Genomic DNA, 25219 nt, shown 5'->3' with positions numbered 1-25219 from the left:
ACCAATCGTTAGTTAGGAGTTGACGGTCCGGACATCCAGCCCTAACTCTCGGACTGCCTAACGACAGGTAGGGAAGCAGCCATGACCCAGGACATCATCTTCTCCGACGCGACCCGGCTCGCTGAGCTTATCCGGACCAAGCAGCTCTCACCCGTCGAGGTCGTACAAGCGCACCTCGACCGGATCGAGGCCGTCGATCCCAAGGTCAATGCCATCGTCACCGTCGCGGAGGGCGCGCTCGCCGCCGCGAAGGAAGCCGAGGCAGCTGTCATGGCAGGCAACGAACTCGGACCGCTCCACGGCGTGCCCTTCACCGTGAAGGACTCCATCGACACCGCCGGGGTGATGACCCAGCGCGGCTCGCCGATCTTCAAGGGCCGCACCCCCGATGCCGACGCGACCAGCGTCGCCCGCATGAAGAAGGCTGGCGGCATCCTGCTCGCCAAGACCAACCTTCCCGAGTTCTCCTACTGGATCGAGAGCGACAACCTGCTCTCTGGCCGCTCGAACAACCCCTGGGACCTTGACCGCACGCCCGGCGGCTCCAGCGGTGGCGAGTCGGCGGCCATCGCGGCGGGCATGTCGCCTCTGGGCCTCGGTACCGACCTCGCCATCTCGGTGCGCGGTCCGGCTGCCCAGACCGGCATCGTCTCGCTGAAGGCGACCCACGGGCGCGTGCCGATGACCGGTATCTGGCCGCGGGCGCCCCGCCGCTTCTGGCACGTCGGCCCGATGGCGCGCTCGATCCGCGACCTCGCGCTCGCCTTCTCCCAACTCGCCAGCCCCGACGGGCAGGACGCCTTCGCGACGAGCACCGTCCCGTTCGATGCCGGCCTCGGCGCCGCGCCGGACCGAAAGCTCCGCGTCGGCTGGATGGTTGGGCCGGGCTTCGGTCCCATCGACACGGAGGTCGCCGCGACTGTGCGGGCTGCGGCCGAGGCCCTCAAGGGCGAGGGGCACCACGTCGAGGAGGTTAGCATCCCGGCGCTGGAGCGCGACTTCGCCCTCGACGTCTTCAACAAGCTTCACGTCATGGAGATGAAGCCGGCCTTCCGCGAGGCGACGGCCGGGCACGAGGACCAGATGTACAAGATGGCCAAGACGATGCTGTCGCTGCCTGATACCTCGATGGAGGACTACATCGCGGCCGAGCAGGCGGCGGAGCGGCTCCGGGACGGTTACGCGGCCTACTTCTGGGATTACGACGTGCTTCTGACCCCGGTGCTGCCGGTGCCGGCGCACAAGCACGGCATCAGCGAACTCGTCGTTAACGGCGAGACGGTCGACCTGACCTACCTGCAGGGCGCGACGGTGCCCCTGAACGTGACCGGCCTGCCGGGGCTGTCGATGCGGTTCGGGACGAGCCGTGAGGGCCTGCCGATCAACGTGCAACTGGTGGGAAGCTGGCAGGCGGAGACGACCCTCCTGCACGCGGCCTCGGTTCTGGAGGCCGTGAGCCCGGTCCGCGGCCTGCATCCGAGCATCTGACGGGTGTGACTGGGGCCGGAGATATGTCCGGTCTCAGACCGCTGGGATGCTAAAATCGTAAGGCAGCGGTCGATGACGTGACGGGGGGCATCGACCGAAGCATGTCATGGCCCATTAAGCGACCGAAACGCTATTGCTTGGGTCGATGCTGAACCCCTGGGTTTCATGGGCATTCACAGGGTGACATCGGTCACGATCCTCCCCGGAGCATGCCCGGTGCGATTGCGCTCGATTGCGGTGGGCAGATCGTCGAAGGCGACCACCTCGGCGACGGTCGACCGGAGCGTGCCGGCGGCGACCTGCTGGGCGATTGCAGCCAGACAATCGCTGTTGGGCCTATTCGACAGGAAGACGCCGCGCCGGCCTTTGGGCGTACGCGATACGACGTCCGGCGCGGCGATGCTGACCAGGAGGCCATCGGACGACAGGTGTGCCCAGGACCGATCTACGATCACCCCGCCGACGAGATCGACGATCAGATCGATATCTTGCGCAAGCTCCTCGAATTTCTGCTGCCGATAGTCGATCACCTCATCCGCACCGAGGGCCCGGTCATGTGAAAGGCTCGTGGTCGAGGCCGTGGCATAAACGGTCGCGCCGGCCACCTTCGCGAACTGGACGGCGAAGCTGCCCACGCCGCCGGCCGCCCCATGGATGAGCACCCGTCGACCGGCAAGGTCGAAATCCGCAGCCTGGATGACATGCCAAGCCGTCATTGCCGCAACGGGGATGGCCGCCGCCTCGACGTCCGTCAGGGTCGGCGACGTCGGGACGAGCTTCTCCGCGTCGATGACCAGATGGTCGGCGTAGGCGCCGCAGTCGCCGATGGCGGCAAGGACCCGCTCGCCGGGCTTCAGGTTTTCGACACCGGGTCCGGGCCGCAGCACGACGCCAGCCATCTCAATGCCGATGGTCGCCGGCAGCGAAAGCTCGAACTTGTGGCGGACGTAGCCCTCACGGATCTTCCAATCGATGCCGTTCACTCCGGCGGCCTTGACGTGGACCAGAACCTTGCCGGGACCCGGAACGGGCGCAGGCACGCGGTCGATGACGAGGCCTTCCCGACCGCTGTATGCATGAAGCCGTAAGGCCCTGCCGAAGGCGGCCGGTTTGAAACCGGAATCGTTGCGCATGAGATCGTTGGACTGGGACATGGGTTTCTCCTTCCATTCGGAAGGTACCTGTCTCGGATCCACTCGGCAGGCCGACGATTTGGGACGGGCCGTCTCATCCGCGAAACGCTCAATGAGTTCCAGCCGCCCCGTCAGCCGGATCGAACCACCCACCTTAACGGGAGTGCCCCCTCTTCACCGCGTGGCCAGTTGTGCGATCAGCCATCGGCCTGCAGGGCCGGGAGGGCGCTCGATGGGGTAGACTGCCCACATCGGCAGGAACAGGCCTCCTTTGGGCAGGGCAGCGATGTCCAGCCGCACGAGTTGGCCGCTCGCCAGATCATCCTTGACGACGTCGAGGGGCATCCCACCCCAACCAAGCCCAGAGCGCAGGAAGGCGTGCTTGGCCCCGAGATCCGCCAAACGCCAGGTCCTCGGGGAGAATACGCCGAACTCGCGCCCCTTGGTCAGCTCGCTCCGGTCGGTCAGGACCAACTGGACATGCTCGGCCAGGTCGGACGTCGGGATCGTCCCGGTCCGTCGGGCGAGCGGATGCGCGGGCGATGCAACCATTACCAACTCGATCTGGCACAACGCCTCGCGCGCGAGCTCGGGGGGCAGCAGGGGCGTGGCGCCAGCGACCGCGAAGGCGCAGCGTCCGTCGAGAACCGGTGCGATCACCGCACCGAGGGTCTCGACCTGGATGCGCAAGGGGGTCTTAGGGAAGGCCGGCTGGAATGAGACCACGGCGGCCGTCAGCACCTGGATCGGGAACAGGACGTCGAGGACGATGCTCACCTCCGGCTCCAGGCCGCCGGCGAGGTCCCTGGCGTGCGACTTGAAGGTCTCGGCGGCCGCCACGGTCGCACGGGCATGAGCCAGCAACACGCCGCCGGCCTCGGTCAGGACCGGATAGCGGCTGGAGCGGTCGAACAGCTTGATGCCGGACTGAGCCTCAAGGTTGGCCATCGATTGGCTGACGAGGGATTGCGCTCGCCCGAGCTTGCGCCCGGCCGCCGAGAAGCTACCGGTGTCGACGGCGGCGACGAAGGTTCGCAACTGATCGAGGGTGAGCTGATCGAGCATCCATCTGTCCAGGTGATGGGACGCATCGAAAGATAGAGGCTTCGAGGGGGGATGGAAGAAGATTAGGTCTGGGTTCACAGCCAAGCCGCAGCCGCGGTCGCCCGCCTAAAGCCGGATGCCCATCATGTCCCAGACCTTCACGGCCTCGTCCGCCCCGTCGCGCAAGCTCAACATCGTCGCCTGGTCGCTGCAGGTGCTGCTCGCCCTGGTGTTCCTCGCCGCGGGCGGCGCCAAGCTCGCCGGGGTGCCCATGATGGTGCAGGTCTACGAACTCATCGGTGTCGGCCAGTGGTTCCGCATCGTCACCGGCCTCGTGGAGGTCGCCGGAGCCGTGGCCCTGCTGATCCCTGGATATGCCGCCTTCGCTGCCCTCTGGCTTGCCTGCACCATGGCGGGCGCCATTCTGGCCCATCTTACAGTCCTGCCCACGCCCGCCGCTCCGGCCGCCGTGCTGCTCGCCCTGACGGCGACCTTGGCCTGGCTGCGCCGGGATCAGATCCTCGCGGTTCTCGGTCGCCGCTGAGCCCTTGCCGACCGGGAGGTCCCGGCCGCCCGCCTCGGCCTCCCTCGTCCAAGGATTATCGACTCAACACGTCCCCTTAATCCCGCGTTACGCACTACAGGTCATCCGCCATGGAAATCGGCATCGACAGCTTCGCCGTCACGCTTCCCGACTTGAAGACGGGCCGCACTGTCACGGGGACGGAACGGATGGAGCGGCTGCTCGGCGAGGTCGAGGTCGCCGACCACGCCGGGCTCGACGTCTTCGGCATCGGCGAGCACCATCGGGCGGAGTTCCTCGATTCCGCCCCCGCCATCATCCTCGCGGCCGCGGCGGCGCGCACCAGCCGCATCCGCCTGACGAGCGCCGTCACGGTGCTCAGCGCCGCCGACCCGGTCCGCGTCTTCCAGGAGTTCGCCACCCTCGACCTGATCGCCAAGGGGCGGGCTGAGATCGTGGTCGGGCGCGGTTCCTTCGGCGAGGCCTACCCGCTCTTCGGTTTCGCCGCGGAGGATTACGACGCGCTGTTCGTAGAGAAGCTCGACCTGCTCCTTTCGCTGCGCGATCGGACTCACGTCACATGGCGCGGCCGTTTCCGCCCGGCGCTGACCGGCCAGGGGGTCTACCCTCGCCCGCACCAGGACAGGCTCCCGGTCTGGATCGGCGTCGGCGGGACCCCGGCCTCCTTCGCCCGCGCGGGCACCATCGGCTTGCCCCTGATGGTCGCCATCATCGGTGGCAGCTTTCAGCGCTTCCGGCCCCTAGTCGACCTCTACCGCGAGGCCGGAGGTCAGGCCGGCCATGACCCGGAGACTCTGAAGGTGGGCGTGCACGCGGTCGGTTTCGTCGCCGATACGGACCGGGATGCCCAGGAGGCGTTCTTTCCGGGGTGGGCGCAATTGTTTGGGAAGATCGGGGCGGAACGCGGCTGGCCGAGCACGGGCATGCGCGAACAGTTCGAGGCGATGTGCGGCCCCCACGGCGCCTACCTCATCGGATCGCCGGAAACGGTCGCGGCAAAGACGATTGCGGCCAGCAAAGCGTTGGGGGGCATTTCCCGCCTGACGTTCCAGATGAGTTCGGCGATGCAGGAGCCCGACGCCATGCGGCGGTCGATCACGCTGCTGGGCACCGAGGTGATCCCGAGGGTCAAGGCGCAACTCGCGCAGGTCGCGTGACCGACAACGGCGCCCACGGCATGGCCGGACCTGCGGCCTGACATCATCCGCCCGGCCGATGACCGCCGGGAAAACCAACCCACCAATCCCAGGGACGTACGACCATGACCGATGCCACGTTCAAGCCGACGATCTACCTCAAGGCCGGCTGCCCGTTCTGCCTGAAGGTTCGCCTGTTCCTGCTCGAAACCGGCCAACTCGACCAAGTCGTCCTGCAGGAGTTCGTGCCCGGCGACGATGAGGAGGCCGCGATCCGCGCGCTGCTCGCACCCGTTGTCGAGAAAGTCACCTTCCCGACGGCCGAACTTACGCCTGGCCGGTTCACGACCGAGTCCGACGCCATCGTCGCCCATTTCGCCAAGCTAGCCGGCGTCGATCCCGACGCCCTTCCGACTTACCGGTCCTATCTCGACGGGGTCTACAAGGGCATGCAATCGCTCTTCCGGGAGAACCTGCAACTCAAGAAACAGGCGGAATCGGCCTGATACCCGGCCACCTGCATCCGGCCTGGCCCGTCATCCGCTGATATGGGCGGCCAGTTCATCAGCGGTTCCCATCGGAAACGCCTCCTTGAGGTGGTTAAGGAGGGCGGACACCCGCGCGCTCAGCAGCCGCCGTGACGGGTAGAGGGTCCAAAGGGCGATCTCGGGTCTGTCGAGATCGCCCCAGAGCACTAACCTGTCGGCAGCCAGGTCATGGCTGACGGGGGAGACGGGAAGGCGCCCGGCGCCGACGCCAGCCAGGACTGCATCGCGGACCATCATCAGCGATGGAAGGTTGAGGACGGGCCCGGCGGTGACGTTCGACTTGCCCGCTGGTGATCGCACGGGGAGGTTCACTACGGCCAGGACAATGTCCTCGGCGACCATGTCGTCGCGGTGCTGTCGGAGGGTGTCCCCGATGCCTATCTGGCCGAACTGCGGGAGGACGGCGTCTACTACCTGTTCGCCGGCCCGGATAGACGGGACCTCGGGGGGCGCGATGGACGCCTTCGGCGAAACCTTCGGCATCGAGACGATCCTGCTGGAGGGCGGCGCGGGCATCAATGGCGCCTTCCTGAAGGCCGGCCTCATCTGATCGGCCCCCACGAGGTGGTCCAAGGGTAAAGTTAGTGCACGGTGGGCCGCTCCGCCACGAGTAGCTTGGCCGGCGGAGCTGGTCGGGCGAGCGCAGCCGGCCAAGCGGAGAAGGCTGGCACGAACTCCTCTGGTGCCGGCGGCCGGTATCCCAAAGAGGCATGCGGGCGCACGCCGTTGTAGTGACGTCGCCAGCTTTCGATGACGACCTGCGCTTCTCTGAGTGTGTAGAAGATCTCGCCGTTCAGAAATTCGCCGCGAAGCCGTGCGTTGAAGCTTTCGACGTAGCCATTCTCCCACGGTGAGCCTGGCGTGATGTAGGCCGTCTTTGCTCCGACGCCGGTGATCCAAACTTGTACGATCTTCGCAACGAACTCCGGGCCGTTATCCGAACGGATATGGCTAGGTACGCCACGCAGGATGAACAGATCCGAGAGCACGTCGATGACGTCGGTTGCCTTCAGCTTGCGTGCGACTCGGATCGCCAGGCATTCGTGCGTGAACTCGTCGACCACGTTGAGCATCCGGATCTTGCGTCCATCGTGCGTGCGGGCCTCGACGAAGTCGTACGACCACACGTGATTGGGGTGTTCCGAGCGAAGACGGACACAGGAGCCGTCGTTGTCTCAGATCCGCCCCCGCTTGGGCTGTCTGGCTGGGACCTTCAGACCCTCACGCCGCCAAATGCGCTCGACGCGCTTGTCGTTGACGAACCAACCGGCCGCCTTCAGCAATGCGCTGATCTTGCGGTAGCCATAGCGTCCGTACTTCTCAGCCAACGCCACGAGATCGGCCGTCAGCGCCTCTTAGTCGTCGCGGCCCCGCGGTACCTTGCGCTGTGTCGAGCGATGCTGTCCGAGCGCCCGACAGGCACGGCGCTCGGAGACGGTCATCGTCCGCATGATGTGCTCGACACAGGCGCGTCGGCGCGCGGGGCTCGAGACGTCTTCCCCGGGACGCCTCCTGCAAGATCAGCTTGTCCAGCGTCAAATCGGCGATGGCTTTTCGAAGCCGAGCATTCTCGGTCTCCAGACTCTTCATACGTCGAACTTGATCCGACTTCAGGCCGCCAAACTCACGTCGCCACCGGTAGTACGTCACCGAACTCACACCGAGCGCGCGGATTGCATCGGCCACGCTCTGGCCCTGTGAGATTAGCACGTCCGCCTGACGTAGCTTCGCGACGATCTCCTCGGGCTTCGGGTGTTTTGCCATCTCGTCCGTCCTCAAGGCTCAAAAGCCATACCAAAGGGCGGACCAATTCAATGGGGGCTGACCATTAGGCCGTCCCGACGAAAGCTCCGAAGCGGACACAGCAACGGCTGAATCTGTGAGTCTGTACTGCGGCACTCTAGGAACTTCGGCCAAGACAATCGAAGCGTTAATTGCCAAGCTGGGTCGACCGGCTTGTCGATCAGTTTGGTGACCGCCGCGTCGTAGGGGACGGCTTGCGGCGAAGCCCTCAAGCGCCGATCAGTTTCTTCATTCGATCGAGGTTGGCCAATTGCTGAAGGGCGTTGTTGTGGTTGGCCGCGGCAAGGCCGAGGATAACCGCCTCCAGTTCAATCAGCGTTGTGGCGTGGAGCACTACCTGGTTGGCACGTCCACGCCGGGCCAGCAGTACGACCGTAGCTTGCCGGGTGATGGTGCTGTCTTGGGTGTCAGTCACCAGGACCACGCGTAGGTCGATGCGGCGAGCCTCGGCCATGACGGCTTGAACCTCGCGATAGGGCTGGCCATAGGCGAGCAGCAGTATTGCGTCGCCGGCCAGCGATTCCTTCGGCTCGAGCTTGAGGGCCTCGCCCATGATGCCGGCACGGTCGAACCGTCCGCGCTGGCTTTACCTAGGCGGCGATCAGGCGGTCGATCGAGCCGTCGTCCACGCGCTCATCCAGGTGGAACGGGGTCGGTGCGGTCCGGAAGACGCCCTTAACGTCGGCGGTCAAGCGTATGAAAGGGCCTCCTGCATGCTGGTGATCTTGTCGCTGCAGACGCGAACATCGGAACCGTCGAGGATAAGTTCGTCCCTTGCGAGGAACGCGACCCTCTTCGCGTAGCCGCCCTTCGGGATGGCATCCGTGAAAGCTTGTCCTGATCGGCGGGCCACTCGACCGGCATTCCTGCCAGAATGAGCCTACTCATAGGCGCTTCAGCCACCGGCCCGACCCCGGTTGGGCCCGGGGGGTGGCATCCTGTGCCACGATCTCGCCCCGGCGTAGCACCGTCGTGGGCCAACCAGTGACCGTCCGACCGGTATAGGGTGTGAAACCCGTTCGGTCGGTCACGAGGTCATCTGTCAGCGTCACGGCGCGGGCCGGGTCCCAAACGACGAGGTCGGCATCCTGGCCGACGGCGATCGAGCCCTTCGTCGTCAGGCCGTAGAGCCGCGCCGGCGCCGTCGCAGTGATGTCGACGAACTTTCGCAGCCCGAGGCGCCCCCTCGACACCATAGCATCGAACAGCAGTGGCATCCGGAATTGCAAGCCCGGCATACCGTTCGCGATCTCCTTGAACGTCGTGGCTGGACCGGCCTTGAGCTTCCCGGTCTCGTCCATCCGGTAAGGCGCATGGTCGGACGAGACGATCTGGAGGTCGCCGAGATCCAGGGCGCGCCAGAGGGCCTCTTGGTCCCGCGTCTCGCGCACTGGCGGCGAGCACATCCACTTGGCCCCCTCGATCCCGGGCCTGTCGAGATCGGCGGCAGTGAGGAATAGGTATTGCGGGCAGGTCTCGGCCATGACCTTGACCCCTTCGCCCCGGGCGCGGCGCAGGATGGCCGCGCCTTCAACGGTTGAGACGTGGAAGACCATCACGGGCTGGTCGAGGAACTCAGAGAAGCGCACGATGCGCTCGAACGCCTCGCTTTCCGACAACCGCGGATGGCTGTCAGCGTGGTACTTCGGGGCGACCTTGCCCTGGGCGATGAGGCGCTTGCCCATCCAGGCGATCATGCCGTGGTTCTCGGCATGCGTGCAGACGAGCGCCCCGGCCTCACGGGCAGTGCTCATCAGGTCGAGCATCTGCTCGTCGTGCAGCCGCAGCCGGTCGTAGGTCATGAAGGCTTTGAGCGAGGTGTGGCCCGCCTTCACCAAGGCGGGAATGTCCTCCTTGAGGACCTTGTCGGTGGGGTCGGCCACGATGAGGTGGAAGGCGTAGTCGATGACGGCGCCCCTCCGCGCGAGCGCCGCGTAATCCTCCACAACCTGCGCGAGATCCATGCCGACATGCTGGGCGGCGAAGGCGATCACCGAGGTCGTACCGCCGAGAGCGGCCGAGGTCGTGGCGCTTTCCCAAGTGTCGGCGTTCAGCATGCCGTTGGCCGAAACCTGCTCGATATGGGCGTGGGCGTCGACGCCCCCCGGCAGGACGAGCTTGCCCGCAGCGTCGATCTCGGAGCGGCCCTGCGGGAGATTCGTACCGAGGGCGGCGACCGTCTCGCCCCGCACGGCCACGTCGGCCTGAAAGATGTCGGTCGCGGTCGCCACCGTGCCGCCGCGCAGTACGACGTCGTAGATCGGATCGCTCATTGTGCGGCTCTTGCTCGGAACTTGCTTCGGAGGACCGGCGCGCCGGGCTGGGGCGTGATGGGGAAGCAGCGATGACGGCGCAGCAGCGGATCGTGGTGATCAACCCCAATGCGAACGAGGCGGTCACGCTGGGGCTCGAACACGCGCTCGCGCCGCTCTCCGCGCTGGGATGTCCGCAGATCGTGTGCCGGACGCTGACGGAGGGGCCATTCGGGATCGAAACCCAGGCGGATGTCGAGAGCGTCACGCTCCCGCTTAAGCGCTTCGTGGAGAGCGACGCCGAGGCCGCCGCCTTCGTCATCGCCTGCTACTCCGACCCGGGCCTCCACGTTTGCCGCGAGGCGACCGCGCGTCCGGTCTTCGGAATCGCGGAAGCCGGGGTGCTGACGGCGCTCGCCCGGGCCGACCGCTTCGGCGTTATCGCGATCCGCACCCGCTCGATCCCCCGGCACATGCGCTACCTGCGCCAGATGGGTCTCACCGAACGGCTCGCGGGCGAGCGGGCGCTGGAGATGTCGGTGGCCGAGACGGCCTCCGGCGAGGGCACCCTCGCAAGCATAATCACAGTCGGGCGTGCGCTGCGTGATGGGGACGGCGCCGGGGCTATCGTCCTGGGTTGCGCGGGCATGGCAGCTCATCGCAGGCCGCTCGAGGACGAACTGGGGATCCCCGTGATTGACCCAACGCAGGCCGCTGTCGCGATGGCCTACGGCGCCCTGGCCTTCCACTAGGCTGGCATCTTCGCCCACAGCTTCAGGCATCGCGCGAGCGGAGCCAATCCGCGTAGCTCGGCCGCTCCAGCGCGAAGCGGTCGTCTTGCCGGGCGTAGCTGTCCCCGAACAGGCGGCCGACAGGACGGTAGGCCTCCGTGTCGATCCTCAGTCGCTCGCCGTCGAGAAGGCCTGGCCGGGCATGGAGGCGCAGCACCTCGCCAACAAGCAGTTCACGCTGAGGGCCGAAGGCGAGTGAGACCTCGCGCCGACATTCGAGGGCGAAGGGCGCTTGCGCGATGTGAGGCACGGGGATCTCGATGCCATCCTTCAAGGAGAGGCCGGCCACCTCGACCTCGCTCACATTGGGCGGGAAGTCGATGGCGCAGACATTCATCCCCTCGGCCATCGCCTCGTCCACGAGGTTGACGACAAACTGTCCGCTGCGGGCGATGTTGCGCGTCGTGTCCTTGGGGCTGTGATCGGGCTTGTGCTGAAGGCCGAGCACGATCAGGGCCGGGTCCTCCGAGAACACGTTGAAGAAGGAGTACGGCGCTGCATTGACGGTGCCGTCCGGTCCCAGCGTCGTCACGAGGGCAATGGGGCGCGGCACAATCGTCGCGCAGAGGAGCTTGTAGCGCTCGTACGGTGCGAGATCTGCAAAGCTGACGCTATCCATGGGTTCAGTCCGGGAGAACGATGCCCGTCTGGGCGGTGATGCGGCCGTAATGTTCGACGCGACGGTGGCGGGCGAAGTCGAAGATCGTCTCCTTGCCGAAGCGCGTTTCGTCGAGGTCACAGGAATGGACGATGATCCCGTCCGCCTCGCCCACGAGTTCGGCGGCGATGAACCCGTTCGGATCGACGATCAGCGTGCCGCCGGTCAGATGATGGCCGTCCTCGTCCCCCGCCTTGGCGACCGCCACCACCCAGGTGGCGTTTTGGTAGGCGCCAGCTTGGCAGGACAGGCGATGGTGGAACAGCCGCTGCTCCAAGCCCTCGCCGCCTCGCTGCGAATTCACCGAGGGGGTGTTGAACCCGAGCGTTACCATCTCGACGCCCTGCAGGCCCATGACGCGGTAGGTCTCCGGCCAACGCCGGTCGTTGCAGACGCACATGCCCAGAATGCCGCCGAGCGCCCGCCAGACCGGGAAGCCGAGATCGCCCGGCTCGAAGTAGCGCTTCTCGAGGTGCTGGTGAGTGCGCCCCGGGTCGTACTCGACGTGTCCCGGCAGATGGATCTTGCGGTACTTGCCGACGATCGCGCCGGATTTGTCGACAAGGATCGAGGTGTTGAAGTGTTGGCCCTCCGGCGTGAGCTCGGCGTAGCCGAACGTCATGGCCATGCCGTGCGTCCTGGCGCGGGCGAACAGCGGCGCCGTCGCCGCGCTCGGCATGGTTGCCTCGAACCAGGCATCCGCGTCGCGGCGGTCCTCAAGGTGCCAGCGCGGGAAGAAGGTGGTGAGCGCCAGTTCCGGGTAGACGATGAAGTCGGCGCCCTCAGCCTTGGCCGCGTCCATCAGGGCGATCATGCGCGCGATGACGCTCGCGCGATCTTCGCTCCTCTGGATGGGGCCGAGCTGGGCGGCGGCCGTGCGGATCACGCGCATGGAGGGTCCTTTCGTCGTGTGTCGTGCCGCCGCCGCACGCCCGCAGCGGCGGGCGGGGCGAGGGGCGTAGTCGGCATCAGGCGGTCGCGGCGAGGGGCGCCCCCGGATCAAAATGCGGGATCGCGGCCAGCAGCTCGCGGGCGTAGGCGGATTGCGGGCGGGCGAAGAGCGTTTCGCTCGCCCCTTCCTCCACCACCCGCCCGTTATGCAGCACGATCGTGCGCTCGCACATCATGCGCACCACGTTCAGGTCGTGGCTCACGAACAGGAAGGCGAGGTCGTCCTCCCGGCGGAGACGGTCAAGGAGGTGCAGGATCATGGCTTGGACCGAAACGTCGAGTGCGGCCGTCGGCTCGTCCAGGATGAGGAATCGCGGCCGGACGGCGATCGCCCGGGCGATGCCGATCCTGGCCTTCTGGCCGCCCGAGAGCTGGTGGGGGAACCGGTCGATGAGATCGGGTCCGAGGCCCGAGCGCTCGGCGCTCTCCATCACCCGCGCGCGGAGCGCCGCACCGCGCAGGCTGGTCAATCGTTTAAGGGGCTGCGCGATGCTGTCGAAGGCGGAGAAGCGCGGATTGAGGCTGTCGTTCGGATCCTGGAAGACGATCTGGATGGCGCGACGAAGCTCCGAGCGGTGGAAGTCGCGGGCCGGGACGTCGCCGATCGACTGGCCGTCGAACAGGATCGTGCCCTCGCTTGGGTCGATCAGGCGGCAGATCAAGCGCGAGGTCGTGCTCTTGCCGGATCCGGACTCGCCGACGAGGCCGAGGCTCTCACCCGGCCGCATCGTCAGGGAGACGCCGTCGACCGCGGCCGCGCTGCCGTAGCGCTTGACGAGGTCCCGCGCCTCGAGGAGGAGCGGGGTGCCGCGCGGTGGCGCGGGGCGGGGAGCGGCGGGCATGCCGGAGCCCGCCGGCCGCGTCTCTCCCACGAGGTCGGCGAGCGTCGAGTTCGGCGTCGGCGAGGCCGCAACCAGCCGTTTCGTGTAGGCGTGCTGCGGATGCGCGAAGAGCCGCCCCGGCGCGGCTTCCTCCACGAGGCGGCCGCGTTCCATCACAACGACGCGCCCGCAATACTTCGCGGCGAGGCCGAGGTCGTGGGTGATCAGGATCATCGCCATGCCCCGCTCGGCGGTGATGCGAGCCAGCAGATCCATCACGGTCTTCTGCGTCGTGACGTCGAGGCCGGTCGTCGGCTCGTCTGCGATGAGGAGCGCCGGTTCGCAGGCGACCGCGAGGGCGATCATAACCCGCTGGCACATGCCGCCGGAGAGTTCGTGCGGGTAGGCGTCGAGCCGCCGCTCGGGGTCCCGGATCAGCACGGCCTTGAGAAGGTCGAGCGCCCGACCTCGGGCGGCGGCGGCCGAGAGGTCGCGGTGCGCCCGCAGGGCATCGGCTAGTTGCAGCCCGACCGTGCGGATCGGGTTCAGCGCCGCGCGGGGGTTCTGGAAGATCATCGAGATCGCCGCGCCGTGCAGCGCCTGCATCTCCTTGCCCGAGAGACGGGATACGTCATGGCCCTTGAACAGGATGCGCCCGCCCGCGATGCGCCCGGCTCGGTCGAGGAGCCGCGTTGTCGCGAAGGCCGTAACCGACTTGCCCGATCCGCTCTCCCCCACGATGCCCAGCGTCTGGCCGGCCCCGAGTGTGAGGTCGATCCCTCGGAGCGCCTCGATCGGCCCGGCGCGGGTGGCGAAGGTGACGCTGAGATTTTCGATCCGTAGGAGGGGGCTCACGTGCGCTGCCTCGGATCGAGGATGTCGCGCAGCCCATCACCCATCAGGTTGAAGCACAGCACGGACAGCATCAGGGCGAGCCCGGGGAAGGCCACTAGCCACCATTTGCCCGTCGTTATGAAGCGCGCCCCCTCGGCGACGAGGATGCCCCATTCCGGGGTCGGCGGCCGGACGCCCAGCCCGATGAAGGACAGTCCGGCGGCGTTGAGGATGGCCCAGCCGAGGTTCAGCGAGATCTGCACCGCCATCGCCGGCAGGATGTTCGGCAGTAGGTAGCGCAGCACCACGGAGGCGTGGCTCTCGCCTCCGGCGCGGGCGGCCTCCACCCAGCCGAGATCGCGCCGGATGTTCACCTCGGCCCGGGCGAAGCGGATGTAGAACGGGAGATTGATGATGGCGGTCGCGACGACGATGTTCTCGACCCGGTTCCCCAGCGCGGCCACCATCGCCATTGCCAACACGAAGAGCGGGAAGGCCATCAGCACGTCCACGAGGCGACCGACCGCCCGGTCGAGCTTGCCCCCGGCATAACCGCAGAAGCTGCCGATCACTGCCCCGACCACGAAGGAGAGGCCGACGGCCGAGAGCGCAATGGCGAGGTCGAGGCGCGTCGCGGCGATGATGCGGGAGAGGAGATCTCGCCCGAGCTGGTCCGTGCCGGCCCAATGCGCCGCGCTCGGCGGCTGCAGGGCGATTGGGACGTCGGAGGCGATCGGGTCGTAGGGAGTGAGCCAGGGGCTGAACAGGGCGACGAGGCACAGGGCCAGGGCGCCGGCCGAGGCTAGCGCGGTAAGCGGATTGCGGCGCAGGACCCAGGCAAGATGGCCGAGCATGGCGCGGGACGGGGCCGTGACGGCGAGGGTCCTCACGAGATCGACACCCGCGGATCGGCCAAGCCGTAGAGGAGATCGACGACGAGGTTTGCAGCGACGAAGATCGCGGCCATCAGGAGGACGAAACCCTGCACGGGGGCGTAGTCCGAGGAGAGCAGCGCATCGAGGGCGTAGGAGGCGACGCCGGGCCAGGAAAAAACCTTCTCCACCAGCACGTTGGCGCCCAGCATCGTCGAGAAGACGATGCCTGCGATGGTGAGCACCGGCAGGATCGCGTTGCGCAGCGCGTAGGTCACGACGATCTGGGTCCGCGAGAGACCGAGGGAGCGCGCGGTGCGGATGAAGTCGCTGCCGAGTACAGCGAGCATCGAGGCGCGGGTGATGCGTGCGAGGGGGGCGATGACGAATAGGGCCATCGTGACCGCCGGCAGGACTAGCTGCGCGGCGGCGGCGCGCCAGCCCTCTCCATCGCCCGTCAGCGCGAAATCAATGAGCAGGAAACCGGTGATGCCGGGGGGCGCGGCCGCGAACACGTCGAGGCGACCCGTCGGGTCCGGCGCGAAGCCCAAGAGATAGTAGAACACGTAGATCAGCAGCAGCCCCGAGACGAAGGTCGGCACGCAGACCCCGAGCGAGCACAGCAGGCGCACGCCGTGGTCGACCGCCGATCCCGGTCTGAGCGCCGCCAGGATGCCGAGCGGGATCGACAACGTGAGCGCGATGAGCAGCGCCGCGAAGGTCAGTTCGAGGGAGGCCGGCAGGCGCTCGCGCAGATCCTTCACCACCGGCTGGCCCGTGGTCATGGAGCGTCCGAGCTGTCCGGTCCCGACATCTCCGAGATAGCGCAGGAGCTGCTCGGGGATCGGACGGTCGAGGCCCATCTGCTTGCGCACGGCCTCGATCTCCGCCTGCCCGGCATTGGGCCCGGAGGCGAAGAACACGGCGGGATCCCCCGGCAGCACCCGCATCAGGAGGAAGGTGAAGACGAGCACGCCGAGTAGGGCCGGCGCGGAGGACAGAAGCCGGCGTGCCGCCCGCCCCGTGGTCGCGCCGAGGGAGGTCCGCATTATCGCAGCGCCCCGGACACGCCGCGGGAATCACTCGTGAGGGAGAATCGTCGGTCCGCCACGGCCATCCTCCTACTCCCGGCTCAGATCGCGGTAATCGACCTGGCGGTGGAACTGGTAGACGTAGCCCTTGATCGAGGACTGCATCACCGCGTCCTGGTTCGGCTGCCAGATCGGGATCTGCGGCATCTCGGCGAAGTGGATCGCGTTCAGTTCGCGTGCTTCCGCGTCGTACTTCGCCTTGTCCAGTTCGAAGCGCGCCGTGTTGGCGATGCGCTCAATGTCGGGGTTCATTATCGAGGAATAGTTCCAGCGCTGGTTGCCGGTGTAGAAATTGCGAAAGAAATAGTCGGTCGACGGCAGCCAAGCGACGATGCCATCGGTGAAGAACGGGACCTTCTTGTCGCTAATCAGTGTCGACATCTGCGCGTCGGGCAGCTTCCGGATCTCGACCTTGATGCCGATCTTGGCGAGGGACTCGCGGATGAGCGCCGACACCGGCTCGGCCGTCGTGGCTTGACCGACACTGAAGCTGAACGTGGTCTCGAAGCCGTTCGGAAGGCCCGCCGCCGCGAGGTGCTTCTTAGCCTCAGCCAGATCGAGATGGACCGGCTGCGGGATCGGGAAGCCTGCGCTCGGTGGCCTTCCGTCGGGCCAATTCCCACCAAAAAGGGGCGTGCCGCGTCCGAACAGGGCGGCCTTGAACATGTCTTCGTAGGGCAGCGCGGAGGCGATGGCCCTGCGCACCTCGACGTTGTCGAAGGGCGGCATCGTGTTGTTGAAGGAGACCAGCGTCACGGCATTGAACTGCGGGGTGGAGACCACCTTGAGCTTGCCCCGGCTCTGAAGCGCGGCCGCGTCGTTCGCCTGGAGGTCGATGACGATGTCGGCGTCGCCACGCTCGACGAGGTTCGCCCGCGTGGCGGCATCGGGGATCGACTGGACGATCAGCCGCTTGAAGGCGGCGGGCTTGTCTGGCGCGCCGCCCGTCCACGCCTCGTTGCGGCGCAGGGACACCTGCTCGCCGGGCCGGAAGGTCTCAACCGTGTAGGCGCCGCTGCCGGCCGTGTTCGCTTTAAGCCATTCCTGCGCCCAGGGGTCCTGCTCCGTCGCGTGGCTCCTGGCGACCTTCGCATTGAAGATCACGGGGTAGACCGTCGCGAGATTCGGCAGCGCCAGCCGGTCGGGCTTCGGCAGGATCAGCACGAAGGTAAGCGGATCGACCACCTTGAACTGGTCGGGGCTCGTCAGTGAGCCCGTAAGGAGTTGCGGCGCGGCGAGCGATTTCGCCGAGACCGCGCGGTCGAGCGACCACTTCACGTCCTCGGCGGTGACGGGCGTGCCGTCTTGGAACTTGGCGTCGGGGCGCAGGTGGAAGGTGATCGTGAGGCCGTCGGGCGAGACGTCGTAGCTCTTCGCGAGTTCGCCTCGCACGGTGTCGAGATCGAAGACCCAGTTGTCGCCGAGCTTCTTCCGGCCGAAGGCGACAAGGCGGTCGTAGGTGGCGAGGCTGACGGCGAAGGCCTCGCGGGTTGTGCCAGGCATGGTGGGGTCGAGGGTGTTGACGCTGGCGCCCGTCACGTAGCGCAGGGTCTCGGTTCGACTCTGGGCGAGGGCCGGCGCGGCAAAGCCGACCGTGAGCGTCAGGGCGCCGGCGACGACCCTACGGTAGGCGCGCGCTCTCATGGTTCCTGGCTCCGAGTGATCCGGTCGGAAAAGCAGGCCTGTCCAGGCCGGACAATCGCGTCGCCGGCAAGCGTGGCAAGTCCCGTTCCAGGTCCGGTAGGCATGCGCAGGATGGCCTGCGGGACGTCGTAAGCCTGGAAGGCGGCCCAGTGCCTGTCGATGTCGTCCCGGAAGAGCCCGCGCGTGATCCCCGCCACGAGTTTCGGGACTGCCGTCGTCATCGCATTGATTGAGGCGCCGGAGGGCCCGAAGCTCATCGTCGAGGCGATTCCGAAGAGATGGATGTCGCGGATCCAGGGCGTTGCGCCGGCGTCGCGCTCGGTGAGGGCATAATCGTCCGCGAGGTAAGGGAACGAGGCGGCATGCGCGTTCGCCTCCTCCTCCGGCGGGGTGTAGCGATCGGCCCAGGTGGCGATGTTGTGGGCCAGGTGACGCAATTCCGGCCGCGCCGAGAAATCCATGACGATGCCCGTCGCCGCGATGACGAAATCCACGGTGACAGGGCCGTTCGGTGTGTGGAGGGCGACCCGGTCGCCTGCTTGGCGGGCCTCCAGCACCTGTGCGCCCTCGTGCAGGTGGAAGCCGGCATGGCTGGCGCAGCGGTCATAGGTCGGCTGCGGGAAGCCCTCCCGCATCGCGAGGATGGTCGCCATGAAGCGCCAGCGCCACGCATCGTCAAGTTCGGAGAGGTGGCGCATGAAGCCCGTGAAGGTGAGCCAGCGGTAGGGCTGAACGGTTTGCGGAACCGCCCGGCGGCAGAGGAGGTGCACCCTCGCCCCGGCCTCAAGGGCGGTCGCCGCGTTGTCAAAGGCCGATGCGCCGGCCCCCACGACTGCGACGGTTTTGCCCGCGAGGGCCGTGAAATCGATCGGATCGGCCGTGGTTGCCCTGAAATGCATGGGGAGGCCCTCGAGGGCGGGAAGGCTGGCCCAGCGCCCCATCCCCTCCTGCCCCGTCGCCAGAACGACCTTGCGGGCATACCGCGTCTCGGAGGCACCCGACGAAAGGGTCTCGACCGCGAGCAGCCCCCCACTGGCCGGCCCGATGGCCGTGACCTCGATGTCGTTGGACACGGGAAGCGCGGTCACCCCCCGAAACCAGACGAGGTATTCAGCCCAGAGCGCTTTCGGGATCAGACCGAGCGCCTGCCAGCTCGCCCGCCCGAACCGGGCCTCGTGCCAGGATTGATAGGTCAGGCTCGGGACGCCGAGATCGGGACCGGTGAATTCCTTCGGGCTGCGCAGTGTGTGCATGCGCGCGTAGGTCGTCCATGGACCCTCGCTGCCGGCCCGGGCGCGATCGAGCACGAGGATGTTGGCCACGCCTGACCGCATCAGGCCGAAGGCAATGGCCAACCCGGACTGCCCGGCCCCGACGACCACGACGTCGTAGGCTTGGCGTCCATCCGGGCCGGTGCGCGGCGTCAACCAGGGCGTGCTGGGATGGGCGGTGCGCGCGAGGTCGCCGCCGACAGTGGCGGTGAGCGCGTCGAGAGCGATGCCGTCGAAAGAAGCATTCATGCGGCGAGCCATCCGCCATCGGCCGCGAGCGTCGTCCCGGTGGTGAAGCCCGCGGCCTCGCTGGCGAGGAACAGGACGGCCTCCGCGACCTCCTCGGGCCGGCCGAACCGATTTAGGGCGTGGCGGGCCCGGGAGCGCTGCTCGGCCAGGGTTGGATCGGGCTGACGGGCGAACCCGCGCCGCAGCATCGGCGTCTCGATCGCACCGGGTACGATCGCATTCACCCGGATGCCGTCTTCGGCGTAGTCGAGTGCCATCGTGCGCGTCAGGCTAAGGATGGCCCCCTTCGCCGCGATGTAGGCGCTGTTGCCGCGTCCGCCCGCGAGGGCAAGCTGAGAGGCGAACGCGACGATTGCGCCCCCGCCCTGGTGCTGCATCGCCGGGATCACAGCCCGGCTCCAGAGCCACGTCCCACCCACGTTTGCGCGGAACACCGCGTCCCAATTGGCAGGATCGGTGGTGGTGACGGTGCCGCCGCAAGAGAAACCCGCCGCCGCCACCAGGATGTCGATGCGGCCGAAACGCGCGAGCACCGCCGCCGCGTCCCGGAGCGCAGCATCTCCGTCGCCGACGTCGCCGATCCGCACCATCGCCTCGCCGGCCTCGGACTCGATCGCGGCGAGGCTCGTCGCGGCGGCCTGTTCGTCGCGATCGATGAGGGCGATCCGGGCACCCTCGCGGGCGAAGAGCCGTGCGGTGGCGGCGCCGATGCCGGACCCGCCGCCCGTGACCACCGCGACCTTGCCTGCGAGCCTCATGGACCGTCCACCGTGCTTCCGTGCCGCCGCCACCAGCCGACGAAATGGTCCGCCGAATCCTGCATTCCGAACCTCGCCACCCAGCCGAGCTCGTCCCGCATCCGGTCCGTCGAGAGCGGAGCGCGGTCGAACGGCGCGTGCAGGTGGATCGTGGGCGTCTCACCGGGCTCGGCGAGGCGGCACACGAAGTCCGGATCGAGCGCACCGAGGCGCCGGCCCCAGTCCAGGGCGGGCCAGCGGTCCGGCGTCGAAACGTTGAACAGGCGGGAGGCCGGGCGCGGGGCCGCGATCAGACGGATCACCGCCTCGGCGACGTCGGGGGCATAGATCCAGTCGCGCCAGCCGGAGCGAGCGAGCAGTGCCGGGCGGCCGGTGCCCAGGAGGCTTGCCATCTGCCGTTGCGGGCTCAGGGTGTCGCGCGCCTGAGTGGCGAGCTCCCAGGGGCCGAACACGGAACTCAGACGGACATTGACGTGGTCGATCCCCCAGAGACCGGCGAGCCACGTGCCGACGCGCTCGCTGGCGTATTTCGAGATGGCGTAGAGACCGACCGGATCGCCGCCGGTCTCCTCCGTTAGCACTGGCTCGCGCTCGCCGACCCCGCCATGAACGATGCCGGAGCTGAGGTTGACGATCCTGCCTGTGCCGACATCCCGGGCGCGCTCCAGGATGGGGATCTGCGCCATCAGGTTGACGGAGAGGATCGTCTCCGGGTCGGCGGCATCGCGGGCGGCATCCGCCGTGATGGCGCTTCCGAGGACGATCGCGTCGAGACCCGGCCGGATCGTCTCGGTCACGGCGGCACGGGCTATTACGTCGCCCGTGATCGCATCGAGCCGGCCGGGCAGCGCCGCGAAGACCCGCACCGCGGTGGAGGGCATGGGCGAGCGGTCGAAGGCGATCACCTCGTGCCCTTGGCCCAGCAGGGCCTCGACGATGTTGAGGCCGACGAAGCCGGCTCCGCCGAAGACGAGAACTTTCACGCCTGCGCTCCTTCGATCGGCACGAGGCGTGTCACGCGGCTCGGATTGCCCTCGGCCAGGTACAGCCGGCCGCCTTCATCGCCCCAGATTCCGTGCGCGCCGTTGAGCACGGGGCGGCAGCGGCCCATCAAGGCGCCGTCGGGGGCAAGCCGCGTCAGGGTCGGGACGGCATCGACCACGTAGAGACGGTCCCCCGCGTCGCCCCAGAGGGCGGCGGGCCGAACGAAGCCCGTCCATATCGTCAGCAGGGTGCCTTCGGGATCGAAGACCTGCAGGCGCCCGTTCTCGCGGTCGGCCACCACGACGCGGCCGTCGCGCATCACCCAGATCGCGTGCGGGTTGACGAACTCGCCCGGCCCCGTCCCCCAGCGCCCCCAGCGTTCGAGAGGCGCCCCGTCGGGGGCGAAGCGGTGGACCGAGGCTCCGGCATAGCCGTCCGAGACGTAGACCGTGCCGTCGGGGGCGACCGCGACGTCGGTCGGATGGTTGAAGGGCGCGAGCGGCCGGTTGCGCTCCCCGAGCCGAGACCGCACTTCACCGTCGAGCGTCGCAACGATCACCTGATGGGCGTCGCGATCGACGATGTAGAGACGATCGCCATACGCCGCGATAAGATGCGCGTCGGCAATCACGTCGGCACCCCACGCGGCGAGGGGTGCTCCCGTCTCGCCGTCGAGCGTCAGAACCCGGGGACCGCGCGTGTCGTGCAGCGGATCCTCCCGCAGCAGGACGTGCACGCCGCGCCGGCTGTGAGCGACCCCCGTGACGCGCCCGGCGCTCTCCTGCCAACGGCCGAACGGACGCTCGACCTGGTACCGTAATGAACCGAGTGCGACGACGAGGGTGTACGGCAAGAACGGGGTCCGAACGCTTCGCCTCCTACGCGGCGGCCGGTCCGTTCATGCAACCCCTATTCCAGTCGGGCGGGAGGCCCCGAGCGAGCGGAGGTCATCGGTCCGAGCCGGAGAGATAGACAGGCGTGAGACTCTGGTTCCAGCTCTGGGCCTGGACAAAGCCTTTCACGCGCGGGCTCATCGCCCGGGGGTTCACGTCATGGGTGACCATGACGAACAGCGCGTCATCGACGAACTTCTCGTGGATCTTCCCCATCACCTCGACCTGCCGATCGGGATCGAAGGTGTTGCGCACCTCGTCCAACATCTTGTCCATCGCCGGATCGCAGTAATACCCCCAATTGGTGCCGGCGGGAGCCGTCAGATCGCATTTGAGATGGCGGATCAGAGCGCTGTACGGATCCTGCAGGGAGTAGCTGTAGTTGATCCCCGAGACCCCGCGGGAGATGTCGGCCTTGGCCCCGACACGCCAGATGTTGATGAGCGTGTTCCACTCGACCACCTCGTATTCCACCTTGACGCCGACGTCGGCAAGGTTCTGCTGGATGAACTCGTTCATGGGCAGCGGCTGCATCTGACCGGAGCCGGACGCCGAGATGGCGATTTTGGTCCTCAGGGGTTTGGCGGGGCTATAGCCTGCCTCGGCCAGGAGTTTCCGGGCCGCGTTGGGATCGTATTTCACCTGGAACGATGGGGTCCCGAACCAGGCGTCGTGGGGTGGGAGAAACCCAGTGGCAGGGACCGCCAAGCCGCCGAGCAGCTCCTTCAGTCCCTCGCGGTCGATGGCGAGATTGACCGCCTTGCGCACCCTGATGTCGTTCCAGGGCGAGCCCTCGATGCGCGACAGGTGCCATGTCCAGTTGTGAGGATACGAGTTGGTGGTGATGGCGAAGCCTGCATTCCTCAAGGACGCGACCGCGTCGGGCGACGGCGCCTCGATCCAATCGACCTGACCGGAGCGCAGGGCGGCGACGCGGGCATTCGCATCGGGCAGCGGGACTAGCACCAGCCTGTCGAGCTTGGGGACGCGCGCCTTGTCCCAATAGCCGCTGTGGGGCACCATCTCGGCGCGCTCGCGCGGGGCAAACAGCGTCAGCTTCCATGGGCCCGTGCCTGACGGCTGCTTGGCGAAGGCGTCCCATGATCGGCCTACCTTTTCCCATTGCGCCGGCGAGGACATGGCGATGTAGACGAGCTGGTAGGGCAGCGTCGCATCGGGCGTCTTGGTCACGACCTCCAGGGTCATCCGGTCTATCGCCCGGTAGCTCGCCATCGCCGGGATGCGAACCTTGCCCTGCGCGGACTGGCGCGGATCGAATTGCGGGGCATCGGGCTTCAGCAGCTTGTCGAAGTTCCAGACGGCCGCATAGGCGGTGAAGTCGGATCCATCGTGGAACTTGACGTCGGGCCTGATCCGGAACGTCCACGTGTTCCTGTCGACCGGATCCACCGCCCAACTCACCGCGAGGCCGGGGATCAGTTCGGCGGGCTTGTCCGAGTGCGTCAGATCCCAGGCGATCAACGCGTCATAGATCGTCTGTCCGACGAAGCGGATCCCCTCGCCCCCGTTGTCGGTCTGTCCCGTGGTCAGCGGAATGTCGGAGGCGGTCATGCCGATCCGCAGCACGCCCTGCGCCAACGCGGAGTCGTACCCGCCTAACAGGAGGGCACAGGACAGGATCGCAGATTGCAAGGATAGCGCCGTCCGCATGTCGGGACCTCGATTGTGTGCCGACGCCGGATGCGCCGGCGGCGCCCCCATCCAGCAAATCGCCAGCCAAGCCGCGTGGGGCTGTTGGGCGTATGGATGCCGCTCACGGCTGAGGAACCGATCGATCCCGGGGCATCCGGCCGATCGGTTGTTCAGGTAGCGACGGAAATTGCCTGAGCTGTTCGGCTACCGATGAGCATGCCCAACTCGGATCAGGTGAAGCCCTTCAGCTGTTCCGGCCAAACTTCTCCGAAGCGGACATGCTGCTTTCGGCCAGTGTAAGCCGTTCAAGATAGCCTGTATGAACGTCTGTGATGGGTGGATTTCTGCCTGTCCGCCTTTGGGCGGCGACGCATGGAAGCAGACATCACCGCCGAGCCCGCTCAAGACCGATTGCGGGCTTTGGGAACGTCTGCTCCGAGGCTCTTGACGAGGCTCGAGTTCAGCAACCAACACAGTGGGCGGCGACACGCCCAGCAAGCTGATCGGCTGTCAGGCATCCATCTGGGTGATCGCGCATCAACGCCGCTATGGGCATGTCAGGCGTCGTGGCCTCTTCCGGTTCCTGCACCAAGCTGAGCCCACCATGCGCCTTGATCGCGCGAAGACCCTCGGCGCCGTCACTATCACCACCGCTGAGCACGATCCCGACGACGCGCTGGCCGTAGGTTTCGGCTGCCGAGACGAACAGGGGATCGGCGGCTGGTCGCGTGAAGTGAACCTTCGGACCTCGGTTCAGGCGGACCAGGCCGAAGCGCAGCCGCAGGTGATGGTCCGGCGGAGCCACGTAGATGCGGCTGCGCTTGATGACCTCGCCATGCTGCGCGAACGCCGCTGGGAGATGACCACGCGAGGCGAGGATGTCTGGCAGGTAGCTGCGGTTCGCGCCGATGTGGCTGACGATGAACACGGACGCTTGGCAGCTAGGCGGAAGCGCGGTGATGATCCGCACTATGGGATCGAGGCCGCCGGCTGAGGCAGCGATGACGACGATGGCGCCCATCTCCCAAGCTCAGGTCAGCTGCCGGTCCAAGTGCAGGTAGAGCGGATCGAACTCGGCAAGCTTACGCAGGCGCGTCCAGTCCAGGATCGTCAGCGTACGCTGTCTGCACTGGATCACCTGCTCGGCACGCATCTCCTTCAGGATGCGGTTGATGTGCACCGGGGTCAGACCGAGCATGTCAGCCAGGACCGCCTGCGTGAGCGGCAGGGGGCAGAGCCCCTCTTCCTTGACCAGTCCCGCAGCCTTCTGTCGGACGTAGAGCTCACACAACAGGTGCGCAAAACGTTTGGGACCGGAACGACGGCCGAGCCCGATCAACCACTCGTTCGTGATCGACGCGGTCACCAGCACCTCGCGCCAGAGTGCCGCCGCAGCATCGGGGTGTCGCATCATCAGGTTGCGGATCGCCTCGTACGGGATCGAGGCGACGGTCACCTGGGTGAAGGCGCAGATGCCGTGGTCGACGACGGGTAGATGCAGGCTTTGAAGATCGGGGATGTCGCCCGCGATATGGAGGGCGAGGAACTGACGCTCGCCGTGGGGCAGCAGCTTGAAGGTTCCCATCCAGCCACTGAGCACGAGGCAGCAACTCGTGGAGCGGTCCCCGGGATGGATGAGGTCGGTGTTTGGCCCCAGCTCCTGCACCGTGGCCGGCAACACCTCGATGGCGCGCCGCGCCTCGTCCGAGAGCGGCATGACCCAGGACAGCCGCGCTACCAGCGCCGAGAGCGGATAAACCGTCGTTGTCAGCATCACGCCCGCCTCTATCGAGCAGCGGAA

General features: G+C 67.2%; 22 protein-coding genes and 2 pseudogenes. 5 read left to right on the top strand and 19 right to left on the bottom strand.

From position 1 onward, the window contains the following. Positions 1-81 precede the first annotated feature (81 nt). The gene (locus tag ACYQPG_RS31785) at positions 82-1488 is read left to right on the top strand and encodes an amidase (protein ID WP_461232888.1); all 1407 of its coding nucleotides are present in this window, start codon (positions 82-84) and stop codon (positions 1486-1488) included. A gap of 173 nt (positions 1489-1661) precedes the next feature. Here the strand turns inward: ACYQPG_RS31785 and ACYQPG_RS31780 are convergent, their stop codons facing one another. Further along, positions 1662-2642, bottom strand: coding sequence for an NADP-dependent oxidoreductase (locus tag ACYQPG_RS31780; RefSeq protein WP_461232887.1), 981 nt, complete (start codon positions 2640-2642; stop codon positions 1662-1664). 153 nt (positions 2643-2795) lie between these two features. Then, the gene (locus ACYQPG_RS31775; protein ID WP_461232886.1) at positions 2796-3686 is read right to left on the bottom strand and encodes a LysR family transcriptional regulator; all 891 of its coding nucleotides are present in this window, start codon (positions 3684-3686) and stop codon (positions 2796-2798) included. A gap of 124 nt (positions 3687-3810) precedes the next feature. Between ACYQPG_RS31775 and ACYQPG_RS31770 the strand changes: the two genes are divergently transcribed. The 3 genes from ACYQPG_RS31770 (at position 3811) to ACYQPG_RS31760 (ending at position 5851) form a co-directional block, all read left to right on the top strand. Continuing rightward, the gene (locus tag ACYQPG_RS31770; protein WP_461232885.1) at positions 3811-4209 is read left to right on the top strand and encodes a DoxX family protein; all 399 of its coding nucleotides are present in this window, start codon (positions 3811-3813) and stop codon (positions 4207-4209) included. 110 nt (positions 4210-4319) lie between these two features. Then, entirely contained in the window at positions 4320-5366 is a 1047-nt protein-coding gene (locus ACYQPG_RS31765) for an Atu2307/SP_0267 family LLM class monooxygenase (RefSeq protein WP_461232884.1), read from the top strand. Positions 5367-5470: 104 nt separating this feature from the next. Beyond that, positions 5471-5851 (top strand): glutathione S-transferase N-terminal domain-containing protein, encoded by a 381-nt coding sequence (locus tag ACYQPG_RS31760; protein ID WP_461232883.1) that lies wholly within the window; start codon positions 5471-5473, stop codon positions 5849-5851. A gap of 30 nt (positions 5852-5881) precedes the next feature. Here ACYQPG_RS31760 and ACYQPG_RS31755 read toward each other — a convergent pair. The 4 genes and pseudogenes from ACYQPG_RS31755 to hydA all read right to left on the bottom strand — a co-directional run. Beyond that, positions 5882-6187, bottom strand: a pseudogene (locus ACYQPG_RS31755) (LysR substrate-binding domain-containing protein); the annotation flags it as partial. A gap of 287 nt (positions 6188-6474) precedes the next feature. Beyond that, positions 6475-7657 (bottom strand): annotated as a pseudogene (locus ACYQPG_RS31750) (IS3 family transposase). Between the two features lie 247 nt (positions 7658-7904). Next, complete coding sequence (locus ACYQPG_RS31745) at positions 7905-8249, bottom strand: hypothetical protein (RefSeq protein WP_461232882.1); 345 nt, start codon at positions 8247-8249, stop codon at positions 7905-7907. Positions 8250-8580: 331 nt separating this feature from the next. Then, positions 8581-9969, bottom strand: coding sequence for a dihydropyrimidinase (gene hydA, locus ACYQPG_RS31740; protein WP_461232881.1), 1389 nt, complete (start codon positions 9967-9969; stop codon positions 8581-8583). A gap of 71 nt (positions 9970-10040) precedes the next feature. Here hydA and ACYQPG_RS31735 point away from each other — a divergent pair, with 71 nt between their 5' ends. Next, positions 10041-10700, top strand: a complete 660-nt coding sequence (locus tag ACYQPG_RS31735; protein WP_461232880.1) for an aspartate/glutamate racemase family protein — start codon at positions 10041-10043, stop codon at positions 10698-10700. A 22-nt stretch (positions 10701-10722) separates the two neighbouring features. Here ACYQPG_RS31735 and ACYQPG_RS31730 read toward each other — a convergent pair whose 3' ends face one another. From ACYQPG_RS31730 to ACYQPG_RS31670, 13 genes are all read right to left on the bottom strand, one after another. Beyond that, complete coding sequence (locus tag ACYQPG_RS31730) at positions 10723-11358, bottom strand: flavin reductase family protein (RefSeq protein ID WP_461232879.1); 636 nt, start codon at positions 11356-11358, stop codon at positions 10723-10725. 4 nt (positions 11359-11362) lie between these two features. Then, entirely contained in the window at positions 11363-12289 is a 927-nt protein-coding gene (locus tag ACYQPG_RS31725) for an N-carbamoyl-D-amino-acid hydrolase (protein ID WP_461232878.1), read from the bottom strand. A gap of 76 nt (positions 12290-12365) precedes the next feature. Beyond that, positions 12366-14024 carry a nickel ABC transporter ATP-binding protein NikE gene (gene nikE, locus ACYQPG_RS31720; protein WP_461232877.1) on the bottom strand — a complete coding sequence of 553 codons (1659 nt, stop codon included), beginning with the start codon at positions 14022-14024 and terminating at the stop codon, positions 12366-12368. Next, positions 14021-14857, bottom strand: coding sequence for an ABC transporter permease (locus tag ACYQPG_RS31715; protein WP_340564822.1), 837 nt, complete (start codon positions 14855-14857; stop codon positions 14021-14023). Before ACYQPG_RS31715 ends, nikE begins: the two co-directional genes overlap by 4 nt. 32 nt (positions 14858-14889) lie before the next feature. Continuing rightward, entirely contained in the window at positions 14890-15924 is a 1035-nt protein-coding gene (locus tag ACYQPG_RS31710) for an ABC transporter permease (RefSeq protein WP_461232876.1), read from the bottom strand. A gap of 72 nt (positions 15925-15996) precedes the next feature. After that, complete coding sequence (locus tag ACYQPG_RS31705; RefSeq protein ID WP_461232875.1) at positions 15997-17610, bottom strand: ABC transporter substrate-binding protein; 1614 nt, start codon at positions 17608-17610, stop codon at positions 15997-15999. After that, positions 17607-19130 carry an NAD(P)-binding domain-containing protein gene (locus tag ACYQPG_RS31700; protein ID WP_461232874.1) on the bottom strand — a complete coding sequence of 508 codons (1524 nt, stop codon included), beginning with the start codon at positions 19128-19130 and terminating at the stop codon, positions 17607-17609. The genes ACYQPG_RS31705 and ACYQPG_RS31700 overlap by 4 nt, the downstream gene beginning before the upstream one ends. Then, complete coding sequence (locus tag ACYQPG_RS31695) at positions 19127-19888, bottom strand: SDR family oxidoreductase (RefSeq protein ID WP_461232873.1); 762 nt, start codon at positions 19886-19888, stop codon at positions 19127-19129. Before ACYQPG_RS31695 ends, ACYQPG_RS31700 begins: the two co-directional genes overlap by 4 nt. Continuing rightward, positions 19885-20871 carry an NAD-dependent epimerase/dehydratase family protein gene (locus ACYQPG_RS31690; protein ID WP_461232872.1) on the bottom strand — a complete coding sequence of 329 codons (987 nt, stop codon included), beginning with the start codon at positions 20869-20871 and terminating at the stop codon, positions 19885-19887. Before ACYQPG_RS31690 ends, ACYQPG_RS31695 begins: the two co-directional genes overlap by 4 nt. Further along, positions 20868-21725: an NHL repeat-containing protein gene (locus ACYQPG_RS31685; protein WP_461232871.1), complete on the bottom strand. Its 858-nt coding sequence runs from the start codon at positions 21723-21725 to the stop codon at positions 20868-20870. Before ACYQPG_RS31685 ends, ACYQPG_RS31690 begins: the two co-directional genes overlap by 4 nt. A gap of 94 nt (positions 21726-21819) precedes the next feature. Beyond that, positions 21820-23436, bottom strand: a complete 1617-nt coding sequence (locus tag ACYQPG_RS31680; RefSeq protein ID WP_461232870.1) for an ABC transporter substrate-binding protein — start codon at positions 23434-23436, stop codon at positions 21820-21822. 442 nt (positions 23437-23878) lie between these two features. Next, on the bottom strand, positions 23879-24439 hold the full coding sequence (locus tag ACYQPG_RS31675; protein ID WP_461232869.1) for a chemotaxis protein CheB: 561 nt from the start codon (positions 24437-24439) through the stop codon (positions 23879-23881). A gap of 9 nt (positions 24440-24448) precedes the next feature. Further along, positions 24449-25192: a Crp/Fnr family transcriptional regulator gene (locus tag ACYQPG_RS31670; protein WP_461232868.1), complete on the bottom strand. Its 744-nt coding sequence runs from the start codon at positions 25190-25192 to the stop codon at positions 24449-24451. Positions 25193-25219: the final 27 nt, after the last annotated feature.

The sequence above is a fragment of the Methylobacterium sp. CM6246 genome, assembly GCF_054818005.1.
The sequence above is the reverse complement of the archived record's forward strand: the minus strand, read 5'-3'. Positions and strand labels throughout refer to the sequence as shown.